The 14,545-nt window shown below is 62.0% G+C and carries 17 protein-coding genes; 10 read left to right on the top strand and 7 right to left on the bottom strand.

What is annotated here, in order from left to right:
* Positions 1-212 precede the first annotated feature (212 nt).
* From V0U79_RS07430 to V0U79_RS07420, 3 genes are all read left to right on the top strand, one after another.
* Entirely contained in the window at positions 213-626 is a 414-nt protein-coding gene (locus tag V0U79_RS07430; protein WP_330198857.1) for a flagellar assembly protein FliX, read from the top strand.
* A gap of 146 nt (positions 627-772) precedes the next feature.
* On the top strand, positions 773-1,216 hold the full coding sequence (gene dksA, locus V0U79_RS07425) for an RNA polymerase-binding protein DksA (RefSeq protein ID WP_330198856.1): 444 nt from the start codon (positions 773-775) through the stop codon (positions 1,214-1,216).
* A gap of 369 nt (positions 1,217-1,585) precedes the next feature.
* Positions 1,586-1,999, top strand: a complete 414-nt coding sequence (locus V0U79_RS07420; protein ID WP_330198855.1) for a hypothetical protein — start codon at positions 1,586-1,588, stop codon at positions 1,997-1,999.
* Positions 2,000-2,229: 230 nt separating this feature from the next.
* On the opposite strand, the gene V0U79_RS07415 is transcribed toward V0U79_RS07420, so the two are convergent.
* From V0U79_RS07415 to flgF, 5 genes are all read right to left on the bottom strand, one after another.
* Positions 2,230-2,529, bottom strand: coding sequence for a GIY-YIG nuclease family protein (locus V0U79_RS07415; protein WP_330198854.1), 300 nt, complete (start codon positions 2,527-2,529; stop codon positions 2,230-2,232).
* A 191-nt stretch (positions 2,530-2,720) separates the two neighbouring features.
* The gene (flgH, locus tag V0U79_RS07410) at positions 2,721-3,581 is read right to left on the bottom strand and encodes a flagellar basal body L-ring protein FlgH (protein ID WP_330198853.1); all 861 of its coding nucleotides are present in this window, start codon (positions 3,579-3,581) and stop codon (positions 2,721-2,723) included.
* A 136-nt stretch (positions 3,582-3,717) separates the two neighbouring features.
* Positions 3,718-4,644, bottom strand: a complete 927-nt coding sequence (flgA, locus tag V0U79_RS07405) for a flagellar basal body P-ring formation chaperone FlgA (protein WP_330198852.1) — start codon at positions 4,642-4,644, stop codon at positions 3,718-3,720.
* A gap of 8 nt (positions 4,645-4,652) precedes the next feature.
* A complete protein-coding gene (gene flgG / locus V0U79_RS07400) occupies positions 4,653-5,438 on the bottom strand; it encodes a flagellar basal-body rod protein FlgG (RefSeq protein ID WP_330198851.1) in 786 nt (261 codons plus the stop codon).
* Positions 5,439-5,450: 12 nt separating this feature from the next.
* A complete protein-coding gene (gene flgF, locus V0U79_RS07395) occupies positions 5,451-6,185 on the bottom strand; it encodes a flagellar basal-body rod protein FlgF (protein WP_330198850.1) in 735 nt (244 codons plus the stop codon).
* A gap of 264 nt (positions 6,186-6,449) precedes the next feature.
* Here flgF and V0U79_RS07390 point away from each other — a divergent pair, with 264 nt between their 5' ends.
* The 5 genes from V0U79_RS07390 to V0U79_RS07370 are packed head-to-tail and all read left to right on the top strand — an operon-like array spanning position 6,450 to position 12,597.
* Entirely contained in the window at positions 6,450-7,025 is a 576-nt protein-coding gene (locus V0U79_RS07390; protein ID WP_330198849.1) for a flagellar basal body-associated FliL family protein, read from the top strand.
* A gap of 8 nt (positions 7,026-7,033) precedes the next feature.
* On the top strand, positions 7,034-8,167 hold the full coding sequence (gene fliM, locus V0U79_RS07385) for a flagellar motor switch protein FliM (RefSeq protein ID WP_330198848.1): 1,134 nt from the start codon (positions 7,034-7,036) through the stop codon (positions 8,165-8,167).
* A complete protein-coding gene (locus tag V0U79_RS07380; protein WP_330198847.1) occupies positions 8,164-8,553 on the top strand; it encodes a DUF6468 domain-containing protein in 390 nt (129 codons plus the stop codon). Before fliM ends, V0U79_RS07380 begins: the two co-directional genes overlap by 4 nt.
* Positions 8,554-8,609: 56 nt before the next feature.
* Positions 8,610-9,263, top strand: a complete 654-nt coding sequence (locus tag V0U79_RS07375) for a MotE family protein (RefSeq protein ID WP_330198846.1) — start codon at positions 8,610-8,612, stop codon at positions 9,261-9,263.
* On the top strand, positions 9,247-12,597 hold the full coding sequence (locus V0U79_RS07370) for a hypothetical protein (protein ID WP_330198845.1): 3,351 nt from the start codon (positions 9,247-9,249) through the stop codon (positions 12,595-12,597). The genes V0U79_RS07375 and V0U79_RS07370 overlap by 17 nt, the downstream gene beginning before the upstream one ends.
* Here the strand turns inward: V0U79_RS07370 and fliP are convergent, their stop codons facing one another.
* A complete protein-coding gene (gene fliP, locus V0U79_RS07365; protein WP_330198844.1) occupies positions 12,598-13,368 on the bottom strand; it encodes a flagellar type III secretion system pore protein FliP in 771 nt (256 codons plus the stop codon).
* On the bottom strand, positions 13,365-13,658 hold the full coding sequence (locus tag V0U79_RS07360) for a flagellar biosynthetic protein FliO (RefSeq protein WP_330198843.1): 294 nt from the start codon (positions 13,656-13,658) through the stop codon (positions 13,365-13,367). The genes fliP and V0U79_RS07360 overlap by 4 nt, the downstream gene beginning before the upstream one ends.
* Positions 13,659-13,734: 76 nt before the next feature.
* Here V0U79_RS07360 and V0U79_RS07355 point away from each other — a divergent pair, with 76 nt between their 5' ends.
* Complete coding sequence (locus V0U79_RS07355) at positions 13,735-14,112, top strand: flagellar basal body rod protein FlgB (protein ID WP_330198842.1); 378 nt, start codon at positions 13,735-13,737, stop codon at positions 14,110-14,112.
* A 10-nt stretch (positions 14,113-14,122) separates the two neighbouring features.
* Positions 14,123-14,536, top strand: coding sequence for a flagellar basal body rod protein FlgC (gene flgC / locus V0U79_RS07350; protein WP_330198841.1), 414 nt, complete (start codon positions 14,123-14,125; stop codon positions 14,534-14,536).
* Positions 14,537-14,545: the final 9 nt, after the last annotated feature.

The raw sequence follows: 14,545 nt of genomic DNA, 5'->3' as shown, positions 1-14,545 counted from the left end.
TCGCAGGCGAAGGTGCGAAAACCGTGCCAACAGGGTTAACGCGCAACGCATTGAAATCATGTGCAAATAATTCACGCTATCGGCCGCCCTGGTCGGCAAAACCGCCCGCCGCGGCAAGTTTTGCCCAGCCCGCCGACAGCCTTAAATGCTTGTTAAGCCGAAGCATCGGAGTTTCATCCCACGCAATGTTCCGCATCGGGGAAAGACCAGAAATGAAAGTCACCGGACCGGGTTCCACCGCTTCCGTTTCTTCCAAGCGCCGCACCGGCAAGACCGGCGGCGAGGGCTTTTCCGTGGAAACGCCGCAGGCCGGCGGGCAGGCCTCTGTTGCAGCCACCAGCGGTGCCAGTGCACTGACCTCGGTGGATGCCATCCTGGCCCTGCAATCGGTCGGTGATTTCACCGAGGCCAAGAAGAAGGCCACCGAGCGTGCCTTCACCATGCTGGACGTGCTGGATGACCTGAAGCTGGCCCTGCTCGATGGCGGCATTCCGCGCGCCAAGCTGGTAGCGCTGATGGATCTTCTGCAATCGCGCCGGGACAATACCCAGGATCCGCGCCTCGAGCAGATGCTGGACGAGGTCGAGACCCGCGCCGCGGTCGAGCTCGCCAAGCTCGAAGCCTGATCGGCCTCGACAACCCTCTGTAAATGCTGTGGACAATGACGGGGATTTTACCGGTTCCCACAGCACTCGCGCGTTGACTTGAGCGGCGGCTTGAGTCATTTCGGGCGCGCCTGTGAGAGGGGCAGATAGACATCGGAGTTGGCGTTATGGCGAAGAAGACGGACGCATCATCCTCTTCCATCGAGCTTCCGGCCGGTTACAAGCCCACGACGAAAGAGCCGTTCATGAATGAACGGCAGCAGGAATACTTCCGACGCAAGCTGGAAGCCTGGAAAGAAGAGATCATCCGCGAAAGCAAGTCGACCATCGAGACGTTGCAGTCCGATGTCGGCACCCAGCCGGACATTGCCGACCGCGCCTCGGCGGAAACCGATCGCTCGCTTGAACTGCGCGCCCGCGATCGCCAGCGCAAGCTGATCTCCAAGATCGACTCGGCCCTGCGCCGCATCGATGAAGGCACTTACGGCTATTGCGAGGAAACCGGCGAGCCGATCAGCCTGAAGCGCCTCGACGCCCGGCCCGTCGCAACACTCTCGCTCGAAGCCCAGGAACGCCATGAGCGCTCCGAACGGGTGCACCGGGACGATTAGGGTCTTCTAACTTATAGTAGAATTCGTCATGCCGGCCGTGCGCTGGGGTGCAATCGAATATCATCATTCCACCTCATCCTGAGGAGCCCACGAAGTGGGCCTCGAAGGACCCGGTCCAGTGCGCTGCGTGGTTCGAGGCCCGGCTGACGCCGGGCACCTCACCATGAGGTAGGTTTTCTGGGCACGGCAAAACAAAACCCCTCACCCGGATGCTCATCGCTATGCGATTTCGCACCCTTTCCCTCTCCCCTTCGAAAGGGGAGAGGGAAGAGCGCCCGGCTTCCGGCAGGAAGGCGGGTGCGAGGGTGAGGGGTCTTGCCACCCACCCGCATCCGCTTCCTAATGCCGGCCAGCAAAGGGGAGCGCCGCATGAAATACTTCACCGCCGCCATTATCGCCCTGGGCCTTGCCGCCAGCGTGCAGGCCGACCATCACGGGCGTGGACAAGAACAGCTGAACGGGTTTCCGGGCATCTACCGCGCCGGCTTTGGCACTTTCACCTTCACCGGGGATGGCTATCTCTCCATCGTCGTCAATTCCAGCAATGTGACGGCGGCCATTTACCGCTATTCCATCGACGAGGGCGTGATGGCGCTGCGCGATATCTCGCCGCCCGCCTTCTTCCCGGAAGAGCAGGCCGCCTGCGCGCTGGACAATGATGGTGTTTACGAGATCACCGACCGCGCGGGCGGTTTCACCTTCACCCTGATCGAGGATCCATGCCCGGCGCGGGTCAATCTGATCAATGGCCGCGATCTGGATGATTATGTGAGGCCGGAATAGGGGTGGGTGGTTCGAGGTTTCCCTATTGTGCTCAGGCCCATCCGGGCCCTCGCTCCTCGCTTCCGACCGGACAAGCCGGTCTCGCTGCGAACGCGCAGTCGCGCTTTGGGCAGGCTGGGCCTGCCGAAAACAGCACCTCACCATGAGGTAGGTTAGGAACTTTCAATTCACCTCATCCTGAGGTGCGACCCCGGACTGGATCCGGGGGAGCCTCGAAGGACCCAAACCAGTTAGCTGGACGATTTGCCGCCACGCCGCTTTGATAGCTGGCGGAGCCCCCTCCAGTCGCTGGCCATGAAGGCCTCTTTCTTGGCGCGCGACCAACCTTTGATCTGGCGTTCGAAAGCGACAGCATCAGCCAGCTGAAAGCTCCAGTCTGCCCACACCAATTCCACCGGCCGCCGCGCGGCCGTGTAGCCGCCAAACGTTCCGGCCTGATGTTCGGCAACGCGCTGTTCCATGTCCTCGCCGCGATGTGTACCGGTGTAATAGGAGCCATCGGAACACCGCAGAATGTAGACCCAGATCATTTTCGGATACTGCTGCATGGATACACAGTAGCACAATTTATGCGTGTTGTACTTGGTGCGTGGTTCGAGGCTTTCCTGGCGGAAAGCACCTCACCATGAGGTAAGAAGGAAAAAATCAAAAAAATAACCCCTGCCGTCGAAACGGCAGGGGCCAAGGTGCGCCACTGGGTGGTGGGCTGTGACTCTGATCCTCAGAAGGGCCAGAGAATATCGAAGACTTCCTGTCCCATGCGCGGGCGCTGGACGTCGGAAATATGGCCGCGGCCGCCATAGGAGATGCGGGCCTCGGCGATCTGGGTGTGCCGGATCGTATTGTCCGAGGCGATGTCCTGCGGGCGGACCACGCCGGAGACCAGCAATTCGCGGATCTCGTTGTTGATGCGCACTTCCTGGCGCCCGGCAATGGCCAGGTTACCGTTCGGCATACGGTCGGTGACGACGGCGGCAATCGAGAGATTGATGGTCTCGGCCCGGGTCACCGCGCCGCTGCCGGTGTGCGAGCCGGACGAGCCGAAGCTGGCAATCGAGGTGGGATCGATCGCGTCATTGAAGAAGCTCGACAGTGCGGCTTCCCCGCCGAGGAAGTTGGTGAGGTCGCTGTCTTCCGCGCTGGTGCGGGCGCGGTTGGTGGAATTCTGCACATTGGCGCTGTCGGCAATATTGATATTCACCGTCAGGATATCGCCCGGATTGGCCGCGCGCGGATCGCCGAAGAAGGTCTGGCGGCCGGCGGTCCACAGCGAGTTGGTCGGCGAGTTGTCATAGGCCGGCGCATGCGTGTTCGCGGCGTATTGCGGCGGGGCATATTGCGGTGTCTGCGCCGTGCTTTGTCCGCCATGGGATGGCGGGGGCGTATACTGGCCTCCGGACTGGCCCCCGTATTGTCCCTGGGCATTGTGACTGGCCGAGCGGGCATTGGGGCCGGTGGCATAGAGCGCCGGGTTCTCGATCGGCGACAGGGCCGGTGTGGAGCCCACTTCGGAAAGGCGCTGGGCGGTGGAACAGGCACCGAGGGACAGCGCGGCGGCGACAAGAGCGATTTTGCGGATCATGGCGTTTTCCCAGTTCTGTCTTGGCGTTTTCGTGTTCTTCTTGGTCTTGGTTGGCAGCGTCGGAGTGGTTGGAGTCGTAGTAGTAGTAGTAGGAGGAGGAGACGAAATCGCTTCCGTAGTAGGAGTCCTGTCCTCGTCAGGACGGTCCGGCGGTGACGACGCGGGCGCGGCCCGGGCCTTCCACCATCGCGTCCACCGTGCGGTTGGACTGAAGGTTCACAAAGCGGGCGATCTCGTCCGATCCGGCATCCTCCAGCGCCCGGGCGCGAGCGGTGAGGGTGAGGCCGGGAACGTTGAAGACCAGGCTGACAATGTCGCCGCGATGCACGACGACAGGCGATTGCAGATCGTATCCGCGGACCGCCTCACCGGGGCGCAGGGCACGGCGGGCTTCCTGTCCGATCATCATGTCGGGCGAGGTGATGGCATCGGCGCGCAGCCGGTCGGCGCGGACCGATTGCCAGTCAAGATCGCCATCGCTGATGACATGACCGGCGGGAATGGCGCGGGTCAGCACTGGCACCTCGATGGTCGCATAGGCGCGGCCATTGATGCGGATCGGCGCGGCGCCCTCATAGGCGATCAGCTCGGCCTGGAAGACACCGCTGGAAGCGGCATGGTCGAAGGAGATGATCTGCGGAAGGCCGGAACTGTCCAGCGGGGCATGAAGTGCGGTGACGCCGGACAGGGCGACATCGTATTCATTGCCGTCGCGGGAGTAGAGCTCGCCGGCCACCATTTCCGCGATGATGTCGGTATCGATAATGCGGCTGGCGCGTTCCACCGTGATGCGCGGCAGGCGGTTCGGGTTCGACCAGGACAAGCCGTGTTCGAACGCCTGGTTGCGCACATAGTTCGGATCGATCGAGGTGCGGCGGCCTGGCTCGGGTGCGCGGGCGATGACCACGCTGGCGGCCTCTCCATCGATGGCGAACAGATCGCCCAGCGTGATGACGGGACCATCGACGCGCAGGGTTTCGCGCAGCATGACGGGATCGTCCGCGAAGGCCAGCTGCGGCGGCGGGGCGAGGACGAGGGCGAGGGCGAAGAGGACGGTTCTCATGACAATCCTCAGCGCAGGTTCGAGCTGGCGGCCAGCATCTCGTCGGACGCCGAGATCACGCGGGCATTCATTTCATATGCACGCTGGGCCTGGATCAGGGCGGTGATTTCCGAGACCGCGTTGACGTTCGCGCCCTCGACAAAGCCCTGGCGGACGACGCCGAAGCCGGTCGAGCCCGGCGTGCCCGTGGTGGGGGCGCCTGACGCGGCGGTTTCCATGAAGAGATTATCCCCCATGGCTTCCAGCCCGGCATCATTGAAGAAGGTCGACAATTCCAGCTGGCCGACAATCTGCGGATCGGTCTGGCCATCGATCAGGGCCTGGACCTGGCCCTGCTGGTTGATGGCGACATCGCGCGCGCCCTGCGGAATGGCGATACCCGGCGCGACCGTATAGCCGTCCGTGGTCACCAGCTGTCCGTCCGGGCTGACAGCGAAATTGCCGGCGCGGGTATAGGCATCAGCGCCCGAGGGCAGCTGGATGCGGAAATATCCGCGGCCCGAAATCGCCAGATCGTAGCGGTTTCCGGTCTGGATCAGGCTGCCCTGTTCGGTGATGCGGTAGACCGAAGCGGCCTGCACACCCAGGCCCACCTGGACCCCGGTCGGCACGATCGTGCCGGCATCAGATGACGAGGCGCCCATGCGCTCGACGCTCTGATAGATCAGGTCCTGGAACTCGGCCCGCTGCCTCTGGAAGGCAGTGGTGTTCATGTTGGCGATGTTGTTCGAGATAACCTCGACATTCATCTGCTGGGCTTGCATGCCCGTTGCGGCGGTGGTGAGGGATCGCATGGCTTATCTCCCTTAGACGCGGCCGAGGCGTTCAATCGCCTTGCGGCTCAGTTCCTCGCCCTGCGAGAGGAAGCGGGAAACGGATTCATAGGCCCGCATGGTTTCGATCATGCGGGTCAGCTCGAGGATGGGCTGGACGTTGGATGTCTCGACATAGCCCTGCCGGACCGCGTATTCGGTCGCGATATCGGCCTGGGCGTCGCCAGCCGAATAGCGGCCATTGCCGGACTTCTCCAGCGCCGCGCGGTCTTCGAAAACATAGACGCCGAGGCGGGCGATCTGGGCATTGTTCTGAACCAGAGCGCCATCTTCGGTGATCATCACCTCGCCAAGATTGGCATCGATAAGGATCGGCGCGCCCAGATCGTCGAGCACCGGGGCACCGTCGGCGGCCGTCAGCCGGCCTTCCTGGTCGATCCGGAAGCGGCCATCGCGTGTATACAACGCTTCGCCATCCCGGCCCTCGACCTGGAAGAAGCCGTCGCCTTCCAGCGCGACATCCAGCGACCGGCCGGTAAAGTCCAGCGTGCCTTCGCGGAAGTCGCGGCCAATGCCCCAAGCATCAACATATTGAAGATCCGGCGGGCCGTCCTGCGACTCGGCTGTCGGCGCGTCCTGGCTGCGCAGGAGCAGGCTTTCTACGTGGAATCCGGGCGTGTTGGCATTCGCGATATTGTTCGCGGTGATATCCATTTCGCGCCGCAGCGTAAGCTGGCGCGAAAGCCCTATCATCAAGGCGTTTTCCATGGCGCGTTCCGTCCGTTCTGGAGCGTTATGTGTTCTGACGCCGTCTTTTGCAGCGCTTGCCAACCCTGTTGCACGCAGCGTGCCATGGTTAATTTGTAGCAATTACAATGACCTGCGAGACTTCCACTGTCAGGGTCATGCGCGAATTGGGCAGAAAGCACCGCTGCGCTGGGCAGGAATTGCCGGGCGCAGGGCAATTGCAAACGCCTCGTTAACCGGAGCGGGCCTTAATCGCCTTGATTGCAAGGGAATCGGAGTCGGCTGATGGCAGACGAAGAAGACGAAATCGAAAACGAAGGCGCCGACGCGGAAGACGAAAGCGAAGACGGCGAAGGCGAAGGCAAGAAAAAGCCCGGCATCATGAAGCTGGCCTTGTTCATTGGTCTACCCGTCGTGATTCTCGCCCTCGGCGGGGTCGCCGCAATGCTGCTGTTTTCCGGTGGCGGTAATGACGAAGATCAGGTTGCAGAGGCGGGCGAGCATGGCGAAGTGGCCAGCAATGGTCATGGCGGCGGTGCCGGCCATGGTGAGGATCTTTATCCGCACGACCTCGAGCAATTGCAGATTTCGATTTCCGATGGGCGCGGTGGTTTTTCCATTCTTCAAATGGATATCACCTTCGAGACCCCGGATGAGCATTTCGGCGACAATCTGACCGAAGCGGAAACCCGCCGCATTGCTGATCAATTCCTTGGCTTCCTGCGCGAATTGCGGCCGGAAGATCTGGCGGGCAGCGCCGGTCTGGAGCGTGTACGCATGGAATTGCTGCGCCGGGCCCAGCTGATCCTGGGAGAAGACCGGGTGCGCAGCGTACTCATTACCAATTTGCTGATTGTTTAAGGCGTTCCATGGCTGACGCAGCAGAAACAGAAACTCCGGAAGACGACGACATCCCCGCAGGCCATGCCTTGGGCGGCGGCGAGGGGGGTGATGACCTCTCCGACGAGTGGAATTCCATGGTTGGCGAGGAGGAGGGCGAGGGTGCTGCCGCAGGCACGCCGGAGCGCATCCTCAATCAGGATGAGATCGACAGCCTGCTGGGCTTTTCGATGGCGGATGAGGAAGGTGCCGACAAGTCAGGTATCCGCGCCATTATCAACTCGGCATTGGTGTCCTATGAGCGCCTGCCGATGCTTGAAATCGTCTTCGACCGCCTGGTGCGGCTGATGACGACGTCCTTGCGCAATTTCACGTCCGATAATGTCGAGGTCAGCCTCGACAACATCTCTTCCATGCGGTTTGGCGACTATCTCAATTCCATTCCGCTGCCGGCCATCCTTTCGGTATTCCGCGCCAAACAATTGGACAATTATGGCCTCCTGACAGTCGATTCCAATCTGATCTATTCCATCGTGGATGTGCTGCTTGGCGGACGCCGTGGCACCAGTGCGATGCGGATCGAAGGGCGGCCGTATACGACAATCGAGCGCACACTTGTCCAGCGCATGATCGAGGTCGTCCTGCAGGATGCCAAGGCGGCATTCGAGCCGCTGACGGAGGTCGACTTCGCACTCGAGCGGATCGAAACCAATCCACGCTTTGCGGCCATTGCCCGTCCGGCCAACGCGGCCATTCTCGTCAAGCTGCGTGTTGATATGGAAGACCGCGGCGGACGCGTCGAATTGCTTCTGCCCTATGCCACGCTGGAACCGATCCGGAAGATGCTGCTCCAGCAATTCATGGGAGAGAAGTTCGGCCGCGACAATATCTGGGAAGGCCACCTAGCCACCGAATTGTGGTCCACGCGCATGGAGGTGTCGGCTGTGCTCGACGAAATCCGCATGCCGTTGGGCAAGGTCATGAACATGCAGATCGGCGATACGATCTATCTGGATGCCAGCCCTGACAGTCCTGTCGAGATCAAGTGCGGCAGCGTTCCATTGACCGAGGGGCGTATGGGTCGCCTCGGTCACAGCGTCGCTGTGCGCCTGAATTCGCCACTATCCACCCGCGCCAAGCAAAAACTGATGAGGTCCGTATGACACTCGCATCGCTCGTATTCGAAGGCGCGGTTGCGCTGCTGATCTTCCTGTCGGCCATCATGCTCTGGCGCGTCGACAGCAAGTTGCGCGCCCTGCGGTCCGGGCAGGATGGCATTCGCTCTTCCATCATCGCGCTGGACGAGGCGTCCGAGCGCGCCCGTGCCAGCCTGGCGGCGCTTCAGCGTGCCGCACGGGAAAGCGGCGAGACATTGGAAAATAACGTGAAGCGGGCGCAGTCGCTGGCAGACGAGCTCCGTTTACTGGTCGATGCCGGTGACAGGCAGGCAGAGGGGCTTGCGGCGCGTCCCCGGCGCAAGACGATCGCCGAACATTTCCCAGAGGGTGGGCGCAAAACAGCATTTTCTGACCTGAAGGATGTACGCTGACCATGCGTCCGGTCCGGCTTCTCGCAACCGCGTCCATATTGGCGCTTGGATTGTTCATGCTGAAAGCGATCGAATTCGGCGTGGACACAGCTGATGCCTGGTCTGCCCAGTCGGATGATACGCCCGCCGAAGCGCACGATGGCGAAGTTGATGAGAGCGTTTCTCCGCTGGCCACGACGTCTCTGGATGCGCCGGTCTGTGAACCGGCCGAGGTGACTGCACAGCCGCAATCCAGCCTTTCGCTGCGCCTCGCCAATCGCGGGCTCAGCCCGTCGGAACAGCGTATTCTCCGCTCGCTGACCGATCGCCGGAATGATCTGGATGCACGTGAGCGCGAGCTGGATACTCGCGAGCAACTGCTGGAAGCCGCAGAAATCCGCGTTGACGAACGCATCGAGGAATTGCGGGGGCTGCAGGCTGATATCGAAGCCTTGTTGGGGGCCCTGTCAGCAGAAGAAGCGGCCGAGCTGGATCGGCTGGTCGCCATCTTCAACCAGATGGAACCGGATGCTGCTGCAGAGAGGATCGCTGCGCTTGATGGCGAAACCCAGGTTCAGATCATTTCGCGTATGTCTCCCCGGCAGGCGGGGCCGATCATGGCTGAAATGGAAGTGGCCGCAGCTGCAGCTTTGACCACACGGATTGCCGCGCGCCGCGACGTCCCCGAGACCGCAGCAGAGCTGGAGGCGCAGCTTGGTTCTGAGGGCTAGCCTTCTTGCTTCCCTGTCGGGGCTGGCGCTTTGCGCCAGCGCCTTTGCCGCCGAGCCGGTGACGTTCACGACCGAACGCGTCAACGGTGTGGCGCGTATCGTGGTGACCTATCCTCAGGCTTTCTCCGATGAGCGCCCGACCGCTACGGCGGAGATTGTTGGCGGACAGGTTGTCGTCGCTCGCTTCAGTGATGCGATCGAGGGCACTCCGGTCAATGTCACGGGCGATCTTCCCAATCTGATTGCGCTGGCTAGGATCGATCCGGATGGAAATGCACTCCGCCTCGCGCTTCGGGGCGGAACCGTCACCCCGCGAGTGTCGGCTTCCTACAATATGGTGGCGATCGATCTCGTGCCGGCAGGCGCAACGCCGCCGCCGCGGATTATTTCGCCCCGGGAGCAAGCCGAAATCGAGGCTGCAGAGGCAGCGGCCAACGCGCCTCCTCCCCCCCCGTCGCCGGCCGTGCCGGTTTCTGTGTCATTCGGGCAGGCGACCGAATATACGCGGCTCGAATTCGTCTGGCCTGAAACGGTCAGCTATGAGCTGAGCCAGGAAGGCGATGTTGCGACGGTATTCTTTTCGGCACCGGCGGAGTTGGATCTCGTCGAGCTTCGGACCTCACCACCGCGGCTATTGGAGACGATTTCCGGCGAACGCGGCGAGAATGATTTCACGCTGACAATCACGCTGGAAGAAGGCGCTAATGCGCGGGCCTGGGATGAGGGTGAGCGTATCGTGATCGACCTTCTGGAGCCCGGCGTCGGCAATCCGACCGACGTGCTGGCGGCTCTGGCTTCGCTGGTGGAGGAGGATGACGGGGCTGAAACCGCTGGCGCAGATGAGCCAGCAGAGATCGCAGACGAGCCTGAAGTGGCAGACGCCGGCCCTGACGTTGAAACCGGCGGGCCGGTGCCATCACCGGAAACCGGTGCAGATGAGTTGAGCTTCCAGCCGGTCGAACGGGCCGATCCCGTTCCGCCCAGCGGCATTATCCATGCCGAGGTCAGCGAGACAGAGGGGGAGTTGACCGCCGTCTTTCCCTGGGCCGCGCAGGTCGGTTCCGCTGTTTTCCGGCGCGGTTCAGCGGTCTGGGTCGTGTTCGATGCGGAAGCTGATCTTGATCTCGATGAGATTGCCCATGGCCGTCGCGGCCATGTGATCGGCTATACGGTCACGCGGGGGCAGGGATATACCGCCGCCCGGATTGTGGTGCCGGAGTCTACTCAGGCGGAAGTATTTGCCGAGGGCGACAGCTGGCGGCTGGTCCTGTCCGAACGGGTCCATTCTCCGCCCCGGCCGATATCGGTTGATCGCGATGCGCGCCGCGGCGCCAGCGCGCGTATCCTGGTCGAGCTCGAAGACGTCAGTGAAACGCTCTGGGTTGATGACCCGGCGATCGGCGACTCAATGGCGGTGATCACGACGAGCGGCCTTATCCAGGGGGCACCGGCGCGGCGGGATTTCGTCGGCATGTCACTATTGCCTTCGAGCCATGGCGCTGCGATGGAAATTCTCGCCGATGACGTCGTTATGTCGCGGCAGGGCGATACGGTGACTTTCGCACGCCCCGATGGTTTGGCGCTCTCGCCAACGTCCGACGGTATACTGGCAGCAGGCCGGCCCAGCCTTGATTCTCCGGCCTTCATGGATTTCGCGCGATGGAATGATGCCGAGGCGTTCTGGCCGCGCTACTCCGAGCTCTATCAGCAGGCCGCGCATGGCAATTCCACAGACCGGATAGCACTGGCCCGCTTTCTCCTTGCCAATGGCCTGAGCGCCGAGACGCTGGGCGTGATCGAGGTCGCTCTTGATCGCGACCCGTCTGTTCAGGGCAATGCGCACGCATTGGCGCTGGCAGGTGTTGCCAATCTGATGATGGGTCGGATCGACGAGGCTCATGCCGCATTCAGCGCGCCGGAATTACGCAATGATGCCGGGTCTGCGCCCTGGCTGGCGATGATTGCGGCTCACCAGGAAGAATGGGAAGAGGCCAGCCGCCGGTTTGCGGCGAGCCGCGAGTTGCTGTTCGACTACGCTTCGGACTGGCGCGCCCGCTTCCATGTCATGCACGCCGAAACCGCGTTGGAGCTCAACGATTTCGCGGCAGCCACGGAATTGCTCCGGCAGCTTGATAGTGATGACCCTGACCGGATGACGGCGGCGCGCGGCGAGTTGTTGCGGGCCCGCCTGTCTGCAGTCGCGGGCAATACTGCAGATGCGATCGACCGGCTGGAGCGGCTGACGGTTTCGGGCCTTCCCCAGATCGAAGCACTGGCGCTGTTGGAGCTCTACGAAATTCAGATCGAAAACGAGCTGATTGCGCCGGATGATGCCGTTGAGGCGCTGGAATTGCTGCGCTTGCGCTGGCGGGGTGATACGACTGAACTGGATACGATGACCCTGTTGGGCCAGCTCTATGTCAGAGAAGGCCAGTACAGTGAGGGGCTGGCCATCATGCAAAATGCGCGGGCCCAGTTTCCCGAGACGCGTGCCGCCCGCCGGACCGGTCAGGAAATGGCCCGTATCTTCAATTATCTGTTCCTGGAGGGCGGTGCGGACCGCATGGATCCGATCGAGGCCGTCGCGCTCTTCTATGAGCATTCCTATCTGACCCCGATCGGAGCGGACGGGGACAGGATGATCCGTCGTCTCGCCGACAGATTGGTGGCATTTGATCTTCTCGAACCGGCTGCGCAATTGCTCGCTCACCAGGTGAATGAACGGCTTCGGGAGCCGACGGCCCGAGCCCGGGTCGGGACGGACCTTGCTGTCATCTATCTGATGGACCACCGCCCCAGCGAGGCGTTGGCGGCGATCCGTTCGACGCGGGTGGCGGGGCTGCCTATGGATCTGGTCGGCGAACGGCGAATCCTTGAAGCGCGGGCGTTGGCTGAACTGGGGCGTCACGATCATGCTCTGGAGCTTATCGAACGTGACACCAGCGAAAGAGCGCGCCGGCTGCGGGCAGATGTCTCCTGGGCCCAGAGAAACTGGCCGGACGCGGGTCGTCGGGTCGAAGCCGCGCTGGGCGATCGCTGGAATGATGAAACGCCGCTGAGCATTGAAGAGCAGGCCGATGTGCTGCGCGCCGCGATTGCCTACAATCTGGCCGATGACCGGGCTGCCACAGACCGGCTGACCAGCCGCTATGGTGAGATGATGGCCGCGACCGAGCAGGCCGAGGCATTCTCTGTTCTGACCCGCGTGAATGCGACCACCGGCGATACGCGCATCGGTGACCTGGCCCGGCAAATTGCCGGCATCGATACGCTGGATGCCTTCATGAGCCGGTTCCGCGAGCGTTTTTCGGAGGCGGCGGGCGATCCCGCCTGATCAGCCGGGCGGCGTGATCGTCGCGAAGCTCTGCACCAGTGATCCGGTTACCAGCCGCCAGCCATCGACCAGCACAAAAAAGATCAGCTTGAAGGGCAGCGAGATCACGATCGGTGGCAGCATCATCATGCCCATCGACATCAGGATCGAGGCGACGACAAGGTCGATAATCAGGAAAGGGATGAAGAGCAGGAAGCCGATTTCAAAGGCCCGGCGCAGCTCCGAGATCATGAAAGCCGGTGCGACCACGTGGAAGGGCGTGGCTTCCGCACTTTCCGGCGGTTCGCCATCCATAAAGCCGATAAACAGGCCCAGATCATCCTCGCGCGTATGCGCCAGCATGAAGGTCTTCACCGGTGCGCTGGACGCCTCGAAGGCTTCGGTCAGCTCTATTTCACCATCCAGCAGAGGCCGGATGCCGTCATCATAGGACTGGCTGAAAACCGGTGCCATGATGAAGCCGGTCAGAAAGATGGCGAGTGATATCAAAACCGCATTGGGCGGGCTCTGCTGCAGGCCTACTGCGGTTCGAAGCAGGGACAGCACCACGACGATCCGCACAAAAGACGTGGTCATGATGACGATTGATGGTGCCAGCGACAGGATTGTCAGCAATGCCATCAATTGCAGCACGCGCTCTGTCAGCGTGCCTTCATCACCGAGGTCCAGCGACAGGCCCGGCCCGGCCGGAGCCGCTGCCCAGGCACCCCCGGCAATCGCCAGGAAAGCGCCAACCAGGGCGAGAACGCCGGCCCATTTGCGCAGGCTCATAATCCTGTTTCCTTGCTGTCCGGCAGGACGGTTTCGCCGGAAGCGCCGAGTAGAAGCCTTTGTTCCTGGCCATCGATCTCGACGATAACAATCCGCCGCCGCGGATCGAGCACCAGTGTCTCGACCACTTTCATGCGCCGCTCGCGTTTGATTCCACCGACTTGGCCACGCGCCAGTCCGGCAATCAGCCCGGTTAACCAGCCTTGCCGTGCCCCAAGTGCGAACAGGCCCAGCAGCCCCAGCACGACGGCGAGAGCGGCGATGTATCGGGCGGCATCAACGACGTCCAAACCGGCAATTCCTTCCTGTTTAACGCGGCGTTAAGCGGCGCAGCCCAGCTTCATCGTTAACAGACCGGAGTAGAAGATGAGTCTGGATAACGCGCCAACACTGGCAATCTTGCGTGAGTCGATGGCTTTTCACAGCCAGCGGAATGATTTGCTCACACGCAATATCGCCAACGCCAATACACCCGGCTACACGCCGCAGGATCTTTCCCGGGCCGATTTCCATCGGGCTCTGCAGGAAGAGCTGCGTAGCTCGGCCAGCGGAGCCGTGGGGCCTCGCCGATATGAGGCGCATGATTCGCCCGACAGCCAGACCACGGTGAATGGCAATTCCGTTGTCCTCGAGGAACAAATGGTCCGGGCTCAGGAAAACCGTTTGCAGTACGAAACAGCGCTGTCGCTTTACCAGAAGAGCCTCGGCCTGATGCGCATGGCTGCGCGTCCGGTTGGCCGATAGGAGCGGATAGATGAGTGACGCATCAGATGCCCTTGCCGTAGCCGCTGCCGGCCTTCGTGCCCAGTCGGCGCGTATGCGGATCATTGCCGAGAACATTGCCAATGCAAACTCGACGGCAGAGACGCCCGGCGGAGATCCTTACCGTCGGCAGATGCCTGTGTTCGAGGCTGAATTGGACCGTGCAACCGGACTGGAAACCGTCCGCATGAGCCGCGCCACGCCGGACATGTCCGAGTTCCGTCTTGAATACGAGCCGGGCCACCCGGCGGCAAACGAGGACGGTTATGTTCGCTATCCCAACGTCCAGACGCTGGTTGAGCTGATGGACATGCGTGAGGCGCAGCGGTCCTACGAGGCCAATCTCAACATGGTTGAATCCAGCCGCCGCATGATGGAACGCGCGCTGGATCTGCTGCGCCGATAGGAAACAGAT

The organism is Hyphobacterium lacteum, assembly GCF_036330345.1.
Taxonomy (GTDB): Bacteria; Pseudomonadota; Alphaproteobacteria; order Caulobacterales; family Maricaulaceae; genus Hyphobacterium; species Hyphobacterium lacteum.
Note: the sequence above shows the minus strand (reverse complement) of the source record. Positions and strands in the feature narration are given on the sequence as shown.

What these genes read in the sequence shown, in the direction of transcription:
- V0U79_RS07430 (WP_330198857.1), top strand. Translation starts at nt 213, where the DNA reads ATGAAAGTCACCGGACCGGGTTCCACCGCTTCCGTTTCTTCCAAGCGC.
- dksA (WP_330198856.1), top strand. Translation starts at nt 773, where the DNA reads ATGGCGAAGAAGACGGACGCATCATCCTCTTCCATCGAGCTTCCGGCC.
- V0U79_RS07420 (WP_330198855.1), top strand. Translation starts at nt 1,586, where the DNA reads ATGAAATACTTCACCGCCGCCATTATCGCCCTGGGCCTTGCCGCCAGC.
- V0U79_RS07415 (WP_330198854.1), bottom strand. Translation starts at nt 2,529, where the DNA reads ATGATCTGGGTCTACATTCTGCGGTGTTCCGATGGCTCCTATTACACC.
- flgH (WP_330198853.1), bottom strand. Translation starts at nt 3,581, where the DNA reads ATGATCCGCAAAATCGCTCTTGTCGCCGCCGCGCTGTCCCTCGGTGCC.
- flgA (WP_330198852.1), bottom strand. Translation starts at nt 4,644, where the DNA reads ATGAGAACCGTCCTCTTCGCCCTCGCCCTCGTCCTCGCCCCGCCGCCG.
- flgG (WP_330198851.1), bottom strand. Translation starts at nt 5,438, where the DNA reads ATGCGATCCCTCACCACCGCCGCAACGGGCATGCAAGCCCAGCAGATG.
- flgF (WP_330198850.1), bottom strand. Translation starts at nt 6,185, where the DNA reads ATGGAAAACGCCTTGATGATAGGGCTTTCGCGCCAGCTTACGCTGCGG.
- V0U79_RS07390 (WP_330198849.1), top strand. Translation starts at nt 6,450, where the DNA reads ATGGCAGACGAAGAAGACGAAATCGAAAACGAAGGCGCCGACGCGGAA.
- fliM (WP_330198848.1), top strand. Translation starts at nt 7,034, where the DNA reads ATGGCTGACGCAGCAGAAACAGAAACTCCGGAAGACGACGACATCCCC.
- V0U79_RS07380 (WP_330198847.1), top strand. Translation starts at nt 8,164, where the DNA reads ATGACACTCGCATCGCTCGTATTCGAAGGCGCGGTTGCGCTGCTGATC.
- V0U79_RS07375 (WP_330198846.1), top strand. Translation starts at nt 8,610, where the DNA reads ATGCTGAAAGCGATCGAATTCGGCGTGGACACAGCTGATGCCTGGTCT.
- fliP (WP_330198844.1), bottom strand. Translation starts at nt 13,368, where the DNA reads ATGAGCCTGCGCAAATGGGCCGGCGTTCTCGCCCTGGTTGGCGCTTTC.
- V0U79_RS07355 (WP_330198842.1), top strand. Translation starts at nt 13,735, where the DNA reads ATGAGTCTGGATAACGCGCCAACACTGGCAATCTTGCGTGAGTCGATG.
- flgC (WP_330198841.1), top strand. Translation starts at nt 14,123, where the DNA reads ATGAGTGACGCATCAGATGCCCTTGCCGTAGCCGCTGCCGGCCTTCGT.